The sequence below is a fragment of the Ochrobactrum teleogrylli genome, assembly GCF_006376685.1.
Classification (GTDB): domain Bacteria; phylum Pseudomonadota; class Alphaproteobacteria; order Rhizobiales; family Rhizobiaceae; genus Brucella; species Brucella teleogrylli.
Map to the genome: position 1 here is coordinate 44,609 of NZ_VEWL01000008.1, position 15,168 is coordinate 59,776.

The window sequence follows — 15,168 nt, forward strand, 5'->3', positions numbered from 1 at the left end:
CGCGCAATGAAAGCGGTCCGGCTTTATGCGTCCAAGGATCTGCGGGTCGAAAATATCGACCCGCCAACGGTGCTTGAGCCGGGCTGGGTCCGGCTGAAGGTTTCCGCTGCGGGAATTTGTGGTTCTGACCTGCACAATTTCTCCACCGGCCAGTGGATCAGCCGTTCGCCTTCGGTTGCGGGGCATGAATTTGCTGGCGTCGTGACCGAGACTGGAACAGGTGTGAGCGGGTTCAAGCCGGGCGATATGGTCATTGCCGATTCCAGATATTGGTGCGGCGAATGCCCGGCTTGTGCGAGCGGTCGACACAATGTCTGTTCCACTCTCGGTTTTATCGGTGAAGTCTGCGATGGTGGCTTCGCTGAGGAGACGGCGCTACCTGCGCGGCTCCTTGTCCATTATGCTCCCGACATCAACCCGGTTGTCGCCGCGATGGGCGAGCCGCTTTCGGTTGCGTTGCATGCCATTCGCAAGCAGCGTGTGCCGTCCGGCGAGGCAGTTCTGGTTGTGGGGTGTGGACCGATTGGCGGGCTTGTGGCTTTATTGCTTTCCCGTTTGCACGACGGGCCGGTGTTGGTCTGTGATCGTAATGAACAGCGCGTTGAACTGGTTTCGAGAGTAACCGGCGCAATCAAGGTGGAACTCGACAAGCCTGCTCTGGAGCGTGCGCTTTCAGGTAAAACCTTGCGTTATGCCATTGATGCGACGGGCAATATCGCCGTTTTGAACGCGATCATCGATGTCCTGTCCGGTGGTGGTTCTCTGGCGCTCGTCGGGATTTCGCACGGCAAGATCGAGCTTGATCCAAATATACTGGTTGAGCGGGAAATCAGTCTGATCGGTTGTCATGCCTATCAGGACGAACTTCAGGAAATAGCGGCTTTGCTGCCAGAACTGGAGGCATCGTTGGTGAAACTGATCGACCGCGAGATTTCACTTGATGAAGTGCCGGAGGCTTATGACCGCTTGCTGGCGGGCCAGGCCGAAGGACTGAAAACGATCATACGGATAGGAGCATAGTCGCGTCATGAGCTCTGCCGGTAAATCGGATGCGGATCATCGTTCGGCGATGGAATTGCCCGAAACGGCAGGGCCCCTTTACGAGAAGGTGAAGGCCCAGGTTCTCGAAAATATTCGGTCAGGACGCTGGCCTGGCAATTTTCGCCTGCCATCCGAGCATGAGCTTGTAGAGGCGCTTGGCATCTCCCGCATGACCGTCAACAGGGCGCTGCGCGAGCTGACCGATCAAGGCATTTTGAAGCGTATTCAAGGTGTTGGTACATTCGTTTCACCGCCAAAGCCCGAAACGACGTTGATCGAAGTGGTGAACATTGCCAACGAGATTGCGGCGCGGGGCGCGACGCATCGCGCGCAGGTGGTGGCGCTCGATATTGTGCAGCCGGATGCGGCGCTGCTGAATGCGTTTGAACTGCAAAGCCCGATAGCTGTCGCGCATTCAATCATCGTACATTTCGAAAACGATGTGCCCGTGCAACTGGAAGAACGCTTCGTCAACACGCAACTGGTGCAGGATTATGAACTGCAGGATTTCTGCACCATGACGACCTATGATTATCTGCAGAAAAGCACGCCGATGACGGAAGTCGAACAGGTGATCTCAGCGGTGACTGCAAATGCGCAGATTGCTGACCTGTTGCAAATCGAGGTCAACGCGGCCTGCCTCCACCTCGACCGTCGCACATGGACCAGAGAGACGGTCGCGACCGTCAACAAGCTGATCTATGCGGGTGATCGCTATCGCTTGGGCAGTCGCTACAAGCCAGAAATTTACAGATAGTCCACCGGGCTATCGTTACTCAGCGCGTTCGAACCATCTCGATATTGCTATGCTGAATGCGTGCTTTGAGCAGATCCTGCCGCGAGACCAGACCGACGACTTTGTGTGACTGCGGGTCGAGAATGGGATTGCGCGGAATGCCGCTCATAACCATCAGATCGGCGACCTCGCCAAGCGGCGTCGAGGTAAAGGCTGTGGGTTGCGAGGCGTCGGAGAGGGTTTCGGCGAGCGATGCGGCCACCGGAGCGCCTGACACCTGCCATTGCAGAACTTCCGATCTGGAAACAAGACCGAGCAAGCGCCCGTCATCGCTCAGAACAGGATACGCTCTGTGGTGTGCGTCTTTCGTAAAAAATGCAATCGTCTCGTCAATCGACTGTTTTCCCGACAGACATTCCGGCGCAGGCGTCATGACGTGCGCAGCCTGTAGAAATGCAAACGGGTCTCCCGAATATTACTGCAAGATATGGCGTCCGCGGCGCGCAATTTTCTCTGTCAGAATGGAGCGGTTGAGAATGAGGACGCTGACGGCATAGGCTGACACTGACGCGGCAATGGTCTCGGGCAGGGCGACGAAATGACCGGTCAGTTCGACCGCGAAGATGGTGCTCGTCAGTCGCGCGCGCATTGCGCCGCTCAAAATCCCTGCCATGCCGATCATGACCCAGAAGCCCGCACCGCCGGGCAGGAACTGCCCAATCAGTCCACCCAGTGCACCGCCAAGCAGAAGAAGCGGGGCGAGGACGCCGCCTGACGTGCCGGAGCCGAGCGCAATCAGCCAAACTGCCGCCTTGACCACCAACAGCAATGCGATTGCCTTCATGGTCATGGAACCGTCCAGCAATTGTTGGATGCTGGCATAGCCTGCACCGAGAACATGCGGATCGATCAGCCCTCCAATGCCGACCGCGACGGCTCCAAGTGCCGGCCACCACATCCAATGGACTGGCAACTCTGATTTGCCTAGCCGATGGGCAGGCCGGTCTTGGATTTCATCGTGCGCAACGCGATTTCGGATTGCACACGGGCGACCTGCGGATGGGGCAGTAGCACGAGGTGGATGAAGTCGGCAAAGGCGGAAAGGTCCCTGGCGACAATAATCAGCACATAATCCGCATCGCCGGAAACCGAATAGGCTTCACGCACCTCCTCATGTCGGGTCAGAAAGCTGACGAAGGATTCGTCGGTGCGTTCGTTATGGGTCGATAGATTGACGCGTGTGATGGCGCGTAATCCGTAGCCCAGCCGTGCCGCATCAAGCCTCGCTGAATAGCCCTGAATGATGCCTTCTTGCTCCAGTCGCGTGCGGCGACGCGAGCATTGGGATTGCGACAGATTGACCAGTTCGGAAAGCTCCGCATTGGTCAAGGACGCATCGCGCTGCAATGTTTGCAAGATTGCACGATCAAAGGAATCGAGCGTAATTTCGTGCATGGAACATCCCTCCAGCTCACAATTCGTGCAAATCTTCGCTAAGATTGCCACATATTGCAAGCACTTCGCGCGGGTCAGCTCATAGAATCTTCTCAATCATCAGGAGGATTAAAAATGGGCCCATATCCGCACGACGCACCCAAAGCCGAAATCAACGAAGCAAATCCCGCGGGGACGGACGGTTTTGAATTCGTGGAATTCGCGCATCCCGAACCAGAAAAGCTCGATATATTGTTCCGCCAGATGGGCTTTCGTCCTGTTGCCAGGCATCGCAAGAAGGATATCGTTCTCTATCGTCAGGGCGACATCAACTATCTTCTGAACCGTGAGCCCAACAGCCACGCTGCATCCTTCGTTACAGACCATGGCCCTTGCGCGCCTGCAATGGCGTGGCGCGTGGTAGACGCGGGCCACGCGCTGCGCCGCGCAGTAGAACTTGGCGCGGAAGAATACCGTGGCGACGGCAAGTCGCTGGATGTTCCGGCCGTTATCGGTATTGGCGGCTCACTGCTCTACTTCGTGGAAACCTATGGCGAAGACGGTTCATGCTATTCGGCGGAGTTCGAATGGCTCGGAGAGGTCGATCCGAAACCGGAAGGTTTCGGCTTCTATTACCTCGATCATCTCACGCATAATGTGGTGCGCGGGAATATGAATACGTGGTACAAATTCTACCACGACACCTTCAATTTCCGGGAGATACGCTATTTCGACATCGCCGGAAAAATGACGGGGCTGACCAGCCGTGCATTGACATCGCCCGACGGGAAAATCCGTATTCCAATCAATGAAAGTGCGGATGATCACAGCCAGATCGAGGAGTATCTTCGCGAATATAAGGGCGAGGGCATCCAGCATATAGCAATCGCCAGCAACGATATTTATAGCAGTACGGATGCGATTGCAGCGCAGGGGCTGGAATTCATGCCCGGTCCTCCGGACATATATTACGAAAAGTCCAAGGCGCGCGTCAAAGACCACAAAGAGCCGCTCGACAAGCTGAAACGGCGCGGCATTCTCATCGATGGCGAAGGCGTTCTGGGCGGTGGCGAGACGCGCATACTGCTGCAGATTTTCTCAAAAACCGTCATCGGGCCGATCTTTTTCGAATTCATTCAACGCAAGGGCGACGACGGCTTTGGCGAAGGCAATTTCAAGGCCCTGTTCGAATCCATCGAGGAAGACCAGATCCAGCGCGGTGTGCTCGGCAATGTGCAGAAGCCGCATGAAGATAAGCGTGTGGCGGAGCGTAATGCATGAGCGACGCCTGGCGTTCCTATGCCGGAGCACCAGAGAATGGCACCGTCATTTGCGCATCGTCGGACATTTCCGATGGTTGCACAAAATGTCTGGTTCTGCGCGCTGATGGGAAGGAATTTCCGCTTCTTCTCATCAGGCGGGACGGAATCGTGCGTGGATTTGTCAATGCTTGTCCGCATCAATATCTGCCATTAAACTACCGATCAGATGCAATACTCTCAACCGATGGTGCGCGTCTCCTCTGCACAGCGCACGATGCGACGTTCGACGTTGAGAGCGGAGAATGCCTGTCTGCCGGGCTTGATGGACTTGATGCGGTTCCCGTAGCCGATGATGAAAACGGGAATATCGTCATCCGCGAACGGCAGTAAGCAAGCAACGGGAGGAAATCATGCCGAATACAATTCGCCTGCATCGCGTCATTGCAGCCAAGCCGGAAAAAGTTTTCCGAGCCTTTGTTGAGCCGGATGCCATAGCGAGCTGGTTGCCGCCTTATGGATATCTGTGCACAGTCCATGAACTGGATGCAAAAGCTGGCGGCAGCCATAAAATGTCATTCCGCAATTTCACGACGGGCCACGGCCATTCGTTTGGCGGCACATATCTTGAAGTGGTTCCCGGCGAGCGCCTTGTCTACACGGACAAATTCGACGATCCGAACCTCCCGGGCGAGATGAAGGTTACGGTCGCGCTGAAAGCCGTGTCTGTTGGAACCGAAATCAGCATCACACAGGAGGGGGTGCCAGACATTATTCCTACAGAAGCCTGTTATCTTGGCTGGCAGGATTCTCTTCATAAACTCGCAAAGCTGGTCCAGCCTGAGATTAATGAATAGCGCTATATGAGTATGCGTTGCTGATGGAATGCCGGTGAGGGCCGTTCGTTCACATCAAACGCTACTTTTCATCAGCCGAGTGCTTTATTCTGATATTTAGCTTGCGAAGGACTCGGCTTTGTATCCTCACAAAAGTATCGGGCCGCAGGATAGCGAATACTTATTTTATAAAACCCTAACTTTTCTTGGCAATTTTTCTTGCCTTAACGCAACTGCGCCCTACCCTCCCTCTCTGTCCGATTGTGGCTTGGAGGGCAGTATGCAGTGGCTTCAGTCCGTTTTTGAGCAGGCACCGGAGATAGCACTATTTCTATCTCTGGCTGGCGGTTACGCGCTGGGAAAAATACATTTTGGGAAGTTTCAGCTGGGTGGCGTCGCTGGGTCGCTGCTCGTAGCGGTCGTGATCAGTCAAGTCGGTGTCCATATCGACAATGGGGTGAAGGCAGTGCTCTTCGCCCTTTTCATTTACGCCGTCGGTTTCGAAAGCGGTCCGCAATTCTTCCGGTCGCTTGGGCGTCAATCTCTTCGAGAAATTGCGATGGCCGCGGTGCTGGCCATCAGCGGATTGGTGACGGTGGTTGTCCTGGCGCGTATGTTCGGCCTCGACAAAGGCCTCGCAGCCGGCATTGCCGCAGGGGGCCTGACACAGTCAGCCATCATTGGCACCGCCAGTTCGGCGATATCGAAATTGGGTCTGGCCGCCGATGAAGTTCAGCGATTACAGGCCAATGTCGCCGTTGGCTACGCAGTCACCTATATTTTCGGCTCGTTCGGTGCAATCCTGGTTTGCGTCAATCTGCTGCCGAAATTCATGGGACGTAGCATTCGCGACGATGCCATCAAGGCGGAAGCGGAACTTCTTGCCGGTATTCGGCTGCTCGGCCCCAATGAGCAGGAAGCTGCGCCAGACCTTGTCGGGCGTATCTATCAGGTAGACAAAGCTGCCGGAAAAACCGTCGCGGAAATCGAGGCCAAAACCTCTATAGACAATTCCATCACGATTGAGCGCGTCAAACGCGCAAACAAGATCATCGGTGTTGCACCGGATCTCAAGCTCGAAACCAATGATATCATATTGATTGTCGGACGCCGCACCGGCGTTGTCGCATTGGGCAATGAGCTTGGTTCCGAACTACAATCATCCGATGGTATGGATGTCATCGTCGCTATTCGCGATGTGACCATCACCGCGCCCGAATTCGTCGGAAAGTCGGTTGCCGATATCAAACAACATATAAGTGCCGACCTCCGTCACGGTATTTATGTGATTGGTGTCAAGCGGGCCGATAAACCACTGCCGCTCAAGCCCGATACCGTTATCGCGGCTGGCGATGTCGTTTCTCTTTACGGAACGGACCAGGACTTGCAGCGTGTTTCAAGCTCAATCGGGCCGGTTATCGTCGTCAGCGACAAGACGGATTTTGTCTTCCACGGCCTTGGAATTGCTGTTGGCCTTTTGATTGGCCTTGCCGTCATTCGGTTTGGGTCGATCCCGCTGACACTGGGAAGTGGCGGCGGCGCACTGTTGTCGGGCCTGTTGTTTGGCTGGTATCGCAGCCGCAATATGGCAATCGGCAATATGCCAACGGCGGCTTCGACCCTTCTGCGCGATCTCGGCCTTGCCGGTTTCGTCGCCGTTGTCGGTCTCCAGTCGGGGTTACAGGCGGTTCAAACGATCGTCAGCAGCGGTCTGTCGATCTTCCTGATTGGTGTGGTGGTGACCATTCTCCCGCTCATCATCACCATGCTATTTGGGCGCTATGTTCTCAAATATGACAACGTAGCCGTTTTCGCCGGTGCGCTGTCTGGTTCGCGCAGCGCAAATCCTGCCTTTGGCGAAATTCTGGATAAGGCCGGCAACTCGATACCAACCACTCCATTCGCAATCACCTATGCACTTGCCAACGTGTTCCTGACCTTGCTCGGGCCACTGGTAGTCGCGTTTTCCTGAGGAATAGATCATGGCGAAGAATGAATATAGCAAATATGCGAAGCTGAGCCCGTTTGAGCTAAAGGACGCGCTGATCGAACTTGCATCCAGCAAAGCAAACCATGCCATGCTGAATGCAGGTCGCGGCAATCCGAATTTTCTGGCCACCTTGCCGCGCCGGGCTTTCCTGCGTCTGGGCCTGTTCGCTGTCGCAGAAGCCGAGCTATCTTATTCCTATCTCTCGACGGGCGTCGGCGGACTTCCCAAGATTGAGGGTATCGAAGGGCGGTTTCAGCGCTTTATTTCCGACCATAGCGATCAGCCGGGCGTCCAGTTTCTGGGACGGTCGCTTTCCTACGTCCGTGACCAGCTGGGCCTTTCTCCATCAGAATATCTTCATGAAATGGTGGAAGGCATTCTCGGCTGTAACTATCCGGTACCGCCGCGTATGCTGAAAATCAGCGAAGAGATAGTGAAACATTATCTCGTCCGCGAAATGATCGGCGGCTATATGAGCTCCGATAAACTCGATCTGTTTGCGGTCGAGGGCGGAACGGCCGCCATGACCTACATTTTCGACACATTGAAGCAGAACAAAATTGTTGCCGAAGGCGACACGGTTGCAATCGGTATGCCCGCCTTCACGCCTTATATCGAAATTCCAGAACTCAACAATTATCGGCTGAAAGAAGTGCACATCAACGCGGACCCGAAACAGGGTTGGCAATATCCCGAAGCCGAGCTGAACAAGCTGCTCGACAAATCGGTCAAGGTCTTCTTCCTGATTAACCCCAGCAATCCACCTTCGGTTAAAGTGGATCAGCGCGGGCTGGAGCAGATCGCCAAGATCGTCAAGGAAAAGCGTCCTGATCTCATTATCCTGACCGACGATGTGTACGGCACATTTGCCGATGATTTCAAATCGATCTTCGCAATATGCCCATACAACACCATGCTGGTTTACTCGTTCTCGAAATATTTCGGCGCAACGGGCTGGCGCCTCGGCGCAATCGCGATGCAGAAGGACAACGTGCTGGACGCAAAGCTGAAGGATTTGTCGGGATCGGCCAGGAAGGAACTGGATCAGCGCTATTCATCGCTGGTGCCCAATGTTTCAAAACTGAAATTCATCGACCGTCTTGTCGCCGATAGCCGCACAGTCGCCCTCAACCACACTGCGGGTCTTTCCACACCGCAGCAGGTCCAGATGGTTCTGTTTTCCCTATTCGGTCTGATGGATGAAAAGGATGCCTATAAGGCAGAGTTGAAGAAACTGATCCGCAATCGCGAGGCTGCATTGTATCGCGAGCTTGGACTGGAACCGCAGAGCGACGTCAATGAAGTGGATTATTACACACTTCTCGATCTGGAAGACATCGCGGGCCGACTCTATGGCGACGAGTTTGCTGCATGGGTCAAGAAGAACATATCGCCGACTGAGCTCTTGTTCCGGATTGCCGACGAAACCGGTATCGTTCTCTTGCCGGGCACAGGCTTTGGTACGCAGCAACCGGCTGGCCGCGCATCGCTCGCCAATCTCAACGAGTATGAATATGCAGCCATCGGGCGCGCATTGCGGACGATGGCTGACGAAGTTTATCAAAAGGAATTCAAATCCAAGAAATGATCGGGTGCAGCTTGGCCTTGAGCCAACGCTGCCTTTTGAAACCAAAACGCCGGTCTGTTTCACGCAGATCGGCGTTTTCATGAGGCGCCCCAAATTCATCATACAAGTTTCGACGAAATAGACGATAACACTGATAAGTCGTATCACCTGACTTGTGAGCACTCCACGGGCCTGCTACCACAGGAGTACGGAAAACAATGTGCAGGACCGCGATGATGGCAACAAGAAGCAATGAAATTTCCGCCCGTCCTGCGGGCAATCTTGTTGTCAAAGTCAGTGGCGAGCTGAAAAAACTGATCCAGTCCGGTGAGTTCAAACCGGGAATGAAACTGCCCAGCGAAGCGAAGCTGACTGAAGCCTATGGGGTCAGCCGCACGGTTATTCGCGAGGCGGTGGCTGCCCTGCGAGCCGACGGGCTCGTCGAGGCCCGGCAGGGAGCCGGGGTTTTTGTGCTTGAGGCGCAATCAGCGGAAACTCTGCCATTTCACAACCTAGATTATGCCCGGGTTTCATCGGTCATCGAGTTGCTCGAGCTGCGCACAGGCGTAGAAGTAGAGGCTGCAGGACTTGCAGCGCTGCGCCGTTCTCCCCAGCAGGAAGAGGCGATAATCGATTGTCATCAGCAAGTGCTGGCTTGCCTGGAGGCAGGGCTTCCGACAGCGGAGGCGGATTTCGCATTGCATCTGGCGATTGCTGATGCGGCCAACAATCCTCGCTTTCGCGAGTTCCTGACGATGATCGGCAGTGGCGTCATTCCGCGTGCGGCTTTACAGTCCCAGTCAGATACAAATTCTGCCGAGTACATCGCGCGTATCCATGATGAACATTCCCAGATCATCGAGGCCATTTCCAATGGAGATGAAGAGGCTGCGCGTTCGGCAATGCGGCGGCATTTGAAGGGAAGTCAGATGCGATACCGTAGCATTCTCAAACAAGTTCGCTCTAACTTATAATATAAGTTTTTGACACATAATATCTGACTGCGCTAGGTCATATGCAGACATCAAAAAAAGGGGTCAACATATGGAACCGCAGCAGATCAAGGAAAAGCTTGGAGCAGGCTTGCTCTCCTTCCCGGTAACGCATTTCGATGCCGAGGGGCAGTTTGCGCCGGAAAGCTATAAAGCCCATGTAGAATGGCTTTCGGGCTTCGATGCACCGGTGTTGTTCGCCGCCGGCGGCACCGGCGAGTTCTTTTCTCTGCGACCGAGTGAAATTCCGACCATCGTGTCGGTGGCAAAGGAGGCCGTTGGCAACAGTGGCACAGCGATTGTTTCGGGCTGCGGCTATGGGACGGAAATGGCGATTGAAATTGCCAAGTCGGCTGAAAAGGCTGGAGCGGACGGCATATTGCTTCTGCCACATTATCTGATCGATGCGCCCCAGCAGGGTCTCTACGAACATGTCAAGCGTATCTGCCAGTCGATTGGCATCGGCGTCATGGTCTATAATCGTGATAATGCTGTTCTTCAGGCCGACACGCTGGCTCGCCTGTGTGATGAGTGCCCCAATCTTGTCGGTTTCAAGGATGGTGTGGGTGATATAGGGCTCGTTCGCCAGATTACGGCCAAGATGGGCGATCGCCTGACCTATCTGGGCGGGATGCCGACGGCGGAACTCTTCGCCGAAGCCTATCTGGGCGCCGGGTTCACGACCTATTCTTCAGCCGTTTTCAACTTCGTTCCTGGTCTGGCGGTGGAATTCTATCGTGCCCTGAGGGCGGGTGAACGCGCCACATGCGAGCGTATTCTCAACGAGTTCTTCTATCCGTTCATGGCAATCCGCAACCGGCAGAAGGGTTATGCCGTGGCTGCCATCAAGGCAGGCGTGCGTCTTCAGGGCTTCAAAGCCGGGAAGGTTCGGTCTCCGCTTTGCGATCTGACCAGAGAGGAAGAAGGCCTTCTCGAAGCGCTCATCGGTAAATATAGCCGCAAACAGGCGGCTTGAGCGATCAAGAGGAAAAACCGCGGGTCCATCACCCGCGGTTCCTTTATAAGACGCAATAAAGGCCGCGTTTACAGTGACGCGGCCATTTCTTTCAGGCGTTCACAGGCCTTGGTCAGTTCTGCTTCAGAAGCGGCAATGGACACGCGGATGAAGCCGGGCGCGCCAAAAGCGATACCAGGCACGCTGGATACGCCAAAATCATTGAGCAGATATCCCGCAACATCAGTGTCGCTTTCTAACGTCGCGCCTGCGGGGGTCGTTTTGCCAATCAGTCTGCTGACACCGATGAACGCATAAAATGCGCCGTCCGGCTGGTGGAAGTCAATATTGGGTATTTCCGACAGCTGGGTTGTGACAAGCTCGGCGCGACGACGAAAAGTCTGGGCTGCTTCCTGCAAGAAACTCTGGTCGCCATCGAGTGCGGCTTTTGCGGCCGCCTGTGCAATGCTACAAACAGACGTGACGCTTTGCGACTGCATCTTGTTGATCGCTGCAATGAGCGCCTTTGGACCTGCTGCATAGCCAACTCGCCAGCCCGTCATCGCGTAGGCTTTCGAGACACCGTTGACGATGAGAGTTCGTTCCCGCAATTGCGGGCAGATGCTGCCGAAGGAAACGAAGGGATGGTCGCTTAGCAAGATGTGCTCGTAAATCTCATCGGAAAGGATGAGAATACCGGGGTGTTTTTCCAGCGCTGTCGCGAGCGCCTGATATTCCGCAGCGCTGTAGATCGCGCCGGTGGGATTGGATGGTGAGTTCAGCATCAGCCAGCGCGTGCGTGGGGTGATGGATTTCTCAAGATGTTGGACCGTCAGTTTGAAATCATCTTGCTGCCCGCATTCAACATAGACCGGCGTGCCGCCATGCAAGGAAACGATATCGCCATAAGAAACCCAGCAAGGTGTGGGGATGATCACTTCGTCACCCGGTTCGAGTGTGGCGAGGAACGCATCGAACAAGATCTGTTTTGCGCCATTGGCGACGGTCAGCTCTTGTGGTGAAAAATCAAGATGATTGTCACGCTTGAACTTGGCGATAATCGCGGCGCGAAGCGCTTCGGTTCCGGCTGCTGCTCCGTAACGAATACCGCCGGCATTGACCGCTGTGCAGGCAGCATCGAGAACATGGCGCGGCGGTTCAAAATCCGGCTCGCCCAGCGACAGATCGATAATGTCTCGCCCCTCGGCACGCAGCTTTTTGGCGGCCATCGAAACAGCCATGCTCGGCGATGACTGGATGCCCGCCGATCGTCTATTTTCATATTGCATTACAATGCTCTTGTTTGTGGGTCGGGAAAAGGAGAAGCCGCCCTAAAGGCGGCTTCTGACAGGATCTGCTGGTCAACCATTCACGACATAATCGAATTCTCTGTCGCGCTGCTTGGCATCCGGGCACCGTTCATCCGCAGCGCCATAGCCGCCGCCGCCCGGCAATTGCAGGATCAGCCTGCGTCCTGCTGGGACATGCTGCCGGCCCTTGGCGTTGAGCACCGAACCGTCATCAAGCAGGACGGCGCCCGGTGCGCCGTTCTCGCCACCTTCACGCCCGCGCGGCGGGTGTTTGATGCGATCAAACATGGCATTGAAGTAGATCTCATGTCCGTCAGTCGGCGCGATCTCGACAACCTGACCAAGCCCGCCACGGAATTTTCCGGCGCCGCCGGAACCGTCGCGTAATTCCTTGCGCCAGAAAATAACCGGACCGACATGTTCCGTCGCCTCGATGGACATCGAATGAACACCGCTTGGAAAAGCGGTGGCGCTCAGTCCGTCGAGATGGGAGCGAGCACCGGCTCCACCGCTGTTGAACAGCAGAACCTCGGCTCGCTGGCCGCCATCTTTTGGGGCCTTGTCGCCGGAAAGCGGACGCGCACTAACATGAAGGTTCCAAAGCGCGCCTGAGCCTTCCGCCGGTACTCGGCCGGGCAGCATCTTATGGACAGCACCAAGCACTGCATCGGGCACCAGATGGCCGAGCACGTGGCGGACGGAAACGGGAGCAGGGTGCTGCGCGTTCAAGATACAATCCTTCGGCGCAATCACCTTGAAGGGGAGAAGCGATGCGTGATTGTTCGGGATTTCCGGCGCAATCGAGCATTTCAGGCCGTAACAGGCATAGGCAGCTGAATAGATCAGCGGGCAATTGATACCTTTGGGGCTTGGTGCAGATGTGCCGTTGAAGTCCGCAAGTATGTGATCGGCATGGACATCGATACGCACCGCGATATCGATAGGATCGCCGTAACCGTCAACCCGCATCACGTTGGAATAAGTGCCGTGCGGCAATGCCGCCAGCTTTTCAAGCGTTGCATCATAGCTGCGTTTGAAGATGAATTCGGCCAGCCCTTCCAGATCGTCGAGCCGAAACTCATCCATCATGTCCATCAGGCGGCGATGACCGATTTCGTTGCAGGCGGCGAGGGAATAGACGTCGCCGACGACCTGATGGCTTTCGCGAACATTGTTGCGCAAAATGTTCACGAGATCTTTGTTGACCACCCCCCGTTCCGCGAATTTCATGATCGGCACAAAGATGCCTTCCTCGTAAACTTCGTTGGCATCGGGGCCAAAACCACGTCCGCCCACATCCACCACGTGGGCGGTGCAAGCGAAAAAGCCTGTCAGCGCGCCATCGCGAAAGCTTGGCGAGACGACGGTGAAATCGTGCAGGTGACCAGTTCCTTTCCATGGGTCGTTGGTGATGTAGACATCACCTTCGAAGATATTCTCTCGCCCGATATCATTAATGAAATGGCCAACGGCTTCCGCCATCGCATTCACATGGCCGGGCGTGCCGGTCACGGCCTGCGCGATCATTTGCCCGGCGCGATTGAACACGCCAGCTGAAAGATCGCCGGATTCACGCACGCTGGTGCTGAAAGCTGTGCGAATGAGCGTTACGGCCTGTTCTTCAACGACCGAGATCAGGCGGTTCCACATGATCTGCATGTGGACATCGGAAATTGGTTTCACTGACATGGGTAAACTCCTTCAGGCAGCCTTGGCGCGCAGCAACAGGCAACCATCGGCCTGCATGATCGCTTCGCGGCTTGAGGTCACGATGGTCGATGTCTCGCGTTCTGTGATGACGGCTGGCCCGGCGATCCAGTCACCCGGTTTCATATCGCTGCGATCAACCACGCTTGCGTCAAGGAAACGTTCTTCGAGAACGTCGAACACCTTGCGCTTGCCGGATATTGTTGCGGTTGATTGTTTCGTGACAGGTTTGGCGGGGGTTGGTGCCGCAGCATCGGCGCTGGCGCGCAGCGACCAGCTGACAATTTCGACATCCAGCCCATCGATTACGCGACCGAAGAAGCGTTCATAGCACTCATCAAAAAGCGAGCTGAAAAGTGAGGCATCCGCTTGAGTATAATCACGAACTTCGATGGTGACCGGCACTTCCCATCCCTGACCAACGTAGCGCATATAAGCGGTGCATTCGAGTGAAGGATTGGCGCTGGGTGCGCCCGAGCGCACGAAGGAGGTTGCTTCCTGCACCAGCTCGGCAATCACAGTATTGATCGCATTGGCGTCGAAGCGGCTGATGCGGCTATAAGCGCTGCGGACCGATTCAAAACCAAAAGGCGCACGCAGGAAGCCGATTGCAGAGCCGACACCGGCGCCAGGCGGGATCAGCAGATCATTGACACCAAGCTTTTCGCAAAGCCGCGCGGCATGAACTGGGGCCGCGCCGCCAAAGGCGATCATGGTGAACTCGGAAAGTTCCTTGCCGTTTTCCACCGCATGCATACGCGCGGCGTTGCTCATGTTCTCATCGACAACTTCGCTAAGACCATAAGCCGAGGTTGCGATATCTGAACCCAGCTTGCTGCCAATATCTGCATCCATGGCGTTTTCGGATGCCGAGCGCGACAGTTTCATCGACCCACCAGCAAAGCTGTCGGGATCAAGGCGACCAAGGATAACATCGGCGTCGGTTACGGTTGGGTTGACACCGCCGCGGTCGTAGCAAGCCGGTCCCGGTTCGGAGCCTGCGCTATGAGGACCGACGCGGATCTGACGCATGGAATCGACGGTTGCAATCGAACCGCCGCCTGCGCCAATCTCAACCATTTCGATGACCGGGATAGAGATTGGCATGCCGCTGCCCTTCTTGAAGCGATAGGTACGCGCCACTTCAAAGGTCTTCGACGTTTTCGGCGTCTGCCGTTCAATCAGGCAGATTTTTGCGGTAGTGCCGCCCATATCGTAGGACACGACCTGATTAAGCTTGTGATTGGCTGCGATATGGGCTGCGAATATCGCGCCGCCCGCCGGTCCGGATTCAAGCAGACGAACGGGAAACTCAATGGCACTGTCGACGCTGATAATGGC

The 15,168-nt window shown here is 55.5% G+C and carries 14 protein-coding genes and 1 pseudogene; 9 read left to right on the forward strand and 6 right to left on the reverse strand.

What is annotated here, in order from left to right; all coding sequences use genetic code 11:
* Positions 1-6: 6 nt before the first annotated feature.
* Both FIC94_RS13675 and hutC read left to right on the forward strand, forming a co-directional pair.
* Entirely contained in the window at positions 7-1,020 is a 1,014-nt protein-coding gene (locus FIC94_RS13675; RefSeq protein ID WP_140025238.1) for a zinc-dependent alcohol dehydrogenase, read from the forward strand.
* A 7-nt stretch (positions 1,021-1,027) separates the two neighbouring features.
* Positions 1,028-1,798, forward strand: coding sequence for a histidine utilization transcriptional repressor HutC (hutC, locus tag FIC94_RS13680; RefSeq protein WP_140025239.1), 771 nt, complete (start codon positions 1,028-1,030; stop codon positions 1,796-1,798).
* A gap of 19 nt (positions 1,799-1,817) precedes the next feature.
* Here the strand turns inward: hutC and FIC94_RS22560 are convergent, their stop codons facing one another.
* The 3 genes from FIC94_RS22560 to FIC94_RS13690 are packed head-to-tail and all read right to left on the reverse strand — an operon-like array spanning position 1,818 to position 3,232.
* On the reverse strand, positions 1,818-2,210 hold the full coding sequence (locus FIC94_RS22560; protein ID WP_210237293.1) for a CBS domain-containing protein: 393 nt from the start codon (positions 2,208-2,210) through the stop codon (positions 1,818-1,820).
* Positions 2,211-2,252: 42 nt separating this feature from the next.
* Complete coding sequence (locus tag FIC94_RS22565) at positions 2,253-2,750, reverse strand: chloride channel protein (protein ID WP_210237294.1); 498 nt, start codon at positions 2,748-2,750, stop codon at positions 2,253-2,255.
* A gap of 11 nt (positions 2,751-2,761) precedes the next feature.
* Positions 2,762-3,232 (reverse strand): Lrp/AsnC family transcriptional regulator, encoded by a 471-nt coding sequence (locus tag FIC94_RS13690; RefSeq protein WP_140025240.1) that lies wholly within the window; start codon positions 3,230-3,232, stop codon positions 2,762-2,764.
* 114 nt (positions 3,233-3,346) lie between these two features.
* On the opposite strand from FIC94_RS13690, the gene hppD reads away from it, so the two are divergent.
* The 7 genes from hppD (at position 3,347) to kdgD (ending at position 10,831) form a co-directional block, all read left to right on the forward strand.
* The gene (gene hppD / locus FIC94_RS13695) at positions 3,347-4,492 is read left to right on the forward strand and encodes a 4-hydroxyphenylpyruvate dioxygenase (RefSeq protein ID WP_140025241.1); all 1,146 of its coding nucleotides are present in this window, start codon (positions 3,347-3,349) and stop codon (positions 4,490-4,492) included.
* Positions 4,489-4,863, forward strand: a complete 375-nt coding sequence (locus tag FIC94_RS13700) for a Rieske (2Fe-2S) protein (RefSeq protein WP_140025242.1) — start codon at positions 4,489-4,491, stop codon at positions 4,861-4,863. Before hppD ends, FIC94_RS13700 begins: the two co-directional genes overlap by 4 nt.
* A gap of 20 nt (positions 4,864-4,883) precedes the next feature.
* A complete protein-coding gene (locus FIC94_RS13705; RefSeq protein WP_121537805.1) occupies positions 4,884-5,327 on the forward strand; it encodes an SRPBCC family protein in 444 nt (147 codons plus the stop codon).
* A 259-nt stretch (positions 5,328-5,586) separates the two neighbouring features.
* Positions 5,587-7,278 (forward strand): aspartate-alanine antiporter, encoded by a 1,692-nt coding sequence (gene aspT / locus FIC94_RS13710; RefSeq protein WP_140025243.1) that lies wholly within the window; start codon positions 5,587-5,589, stop codon positions 7,276-7,278.
* A gap of 10 nt (positions 7,279-7,288) precedes the next feature.
* Positions 7,289-8,884, forward strand: a complete 1,596-nt coding sequence (locus tag FIC94_RS13715) for a bifunctional aspartate transaminase/aspartate 4-decarboxylase (RefSeq protein ID WP_121537809.1) — start codon at positions 7,289-7,291, stop codon at positions 8,882-8,884.
* Positions 8,885-9,096: 212 nt separating this feature from the next.
* Positions 9,097-9,837, forward strand: a complete 741-nt coding sequence (locus tag FIC94_RS13720) for a FadR/GntR family transcriptional regulator (protein ID WP_371830917.1) — start codon at positions 9,097-9,099, stop codon at positions 9,835-9,837.
* A gap of 70 nt (positions 9,838-9,907) precedes the next feature.
* Positions 9,908-10,831, forward strand: coding sequence for a 5-dehydro-4-deoxyglucarate dehydratase (gene kdgD, locus FIC94_RS13725; RefSeq protein WP_140025244.1), 924 nt, complete (start codon positions 9,908-9,910; stop codon positions 10,829-10,831).
* A 68-nt stretch (positions 10,832-10,899) separates the two neighbouring features.
* On the opposite strand, the gene FIC94_RS13730 is transcribed toward kdgD, so the two are convergent.
* The 3 genes and pseudogenes from FIC94_RS13730 to FIC94_RS13740 form a co-directional block, all read right to left on the reverse strand.
* Positions 10,900-12,099: a pyridoxal phosphate-dependent aminotransferase gene (locus FIC94_RS13730; RefSeq protein ID WP_140025245.1), complete on the reverse strand. Its 1,200-nt coding sequence runs from the start codon at positions 12,097-12,099 to the stop codon at positions 10,900-10,902.
* Between the two features lie 72 nt (positions 12,100-12,171).
* Entirely contained in the window at positions 12,172-13,809 is a 1,638-nt protein-coding gene (locus tag FIC94_RS13735) for a hydantoinase B/oxoprolinase family protein (protein WP_113534213.1), read from the reverse strand.
* Positions 13,810-13,821: 12 nt separating this feature from the next.
* A pseudogene (locus FIC94_RS13740) lies at positions 13,822-15,165 on the reverse strand (hydantoinase/oxoprolinase family protein); the annotation flags it as partial.
* Positions 15,166-15,168 lie beyond the last annotated feature (3 nt).

Bases quoted from the DNA above. Each gene is read 5' to 3' on its own strand.
- FIC94_RS13675 (WP_140025238.1), top strand. From the start codon at position 7: ATGAAAGCGGTCCGGCTTTATGCGTCCAAGGATCTGCGGGTCGAAAAT.
- hutC (WP_140025239.1), top strand. From the start codon at position 1,028: ATGAGCTCTGCCGGTAAATCGGATGCGGATCATCGTTCGGCGATGGAA.
- FIC94_RS22560 (WP_210237293.1), bottom strand. From the start codon at position 2,210: ATGACGCCTGCGCCGGAATGTCTGTCGGGAAAACAGTCGATTGACGAG.
- FIC94_RS13690 (WP_140025240.1), bottom strand. From the start codon at position 3,232: ATGCACGAAATTACGCTCGATTCCTTTGATCGTGCAATCTTGCAAACA.
- hppD (WP_140025241.1), top strand. From the start codon at position 3,347: ATGGGCCCATATCCGCACGACGCACCCAAAGCCGAAATCAACGAAGCA.
- FIC94_RS13700 (WP_140025242.1), top strand. From the start codon at position 4,489: ATGAGCGACGCCTGGCGTTCCTATGCCGGAGCACCAGAGAATGGCACC.
- FIC94_RS13705 (WP_121537805.1), top strand. From the start codon at position 4,884: ATGCCGAATACAATTCGCCTGCATCGCGTCATTGCAGCCAAGCCGGAA.
- aspT (WP_140025243.1), top strand. From the start codon at position 5,587: ATGCAGTGGCTTCAGTCCGTTTTTGAGCAGGCACCGGAGATAGCACTA.
- FIC94_RS13715 (WP_121537809.1), top strand. From the start codon at position 7,289: ATGGCGAAGAATGAATATAGCAAATATGCGAAGCTGAGCCCGTTTGAG.
- FIC94_RS13720 (WP_371830917.1), top strand. From the start codon at position 9,097: ATGATGGCAACAAGAAGCAATGAAATTTCCGCCCGTCCTGCGGGCAAT.
- kdgD (WP_140025244.1), top strand. From the start codon at position 9,908: ATGGAACCGCAGCAGATCAAGGAAAAGCTTGGAGCAGGCTTGCTCTCC.
- FIC94_RS13730 (WP_140025245.1), bottom strand. From the start codon at position 12,099: ATGCAATATGAAAATAGACGATCGGCGGGCATCCAGTCATCGCCGAGC.
- FIC94_RS13735 (WP_113534213.1), bottom strand. From the start codon at position 13,809: ATGTCAGTGAAACCAATTTCCGATGTCCACATGCAGATCATGTGGAAC.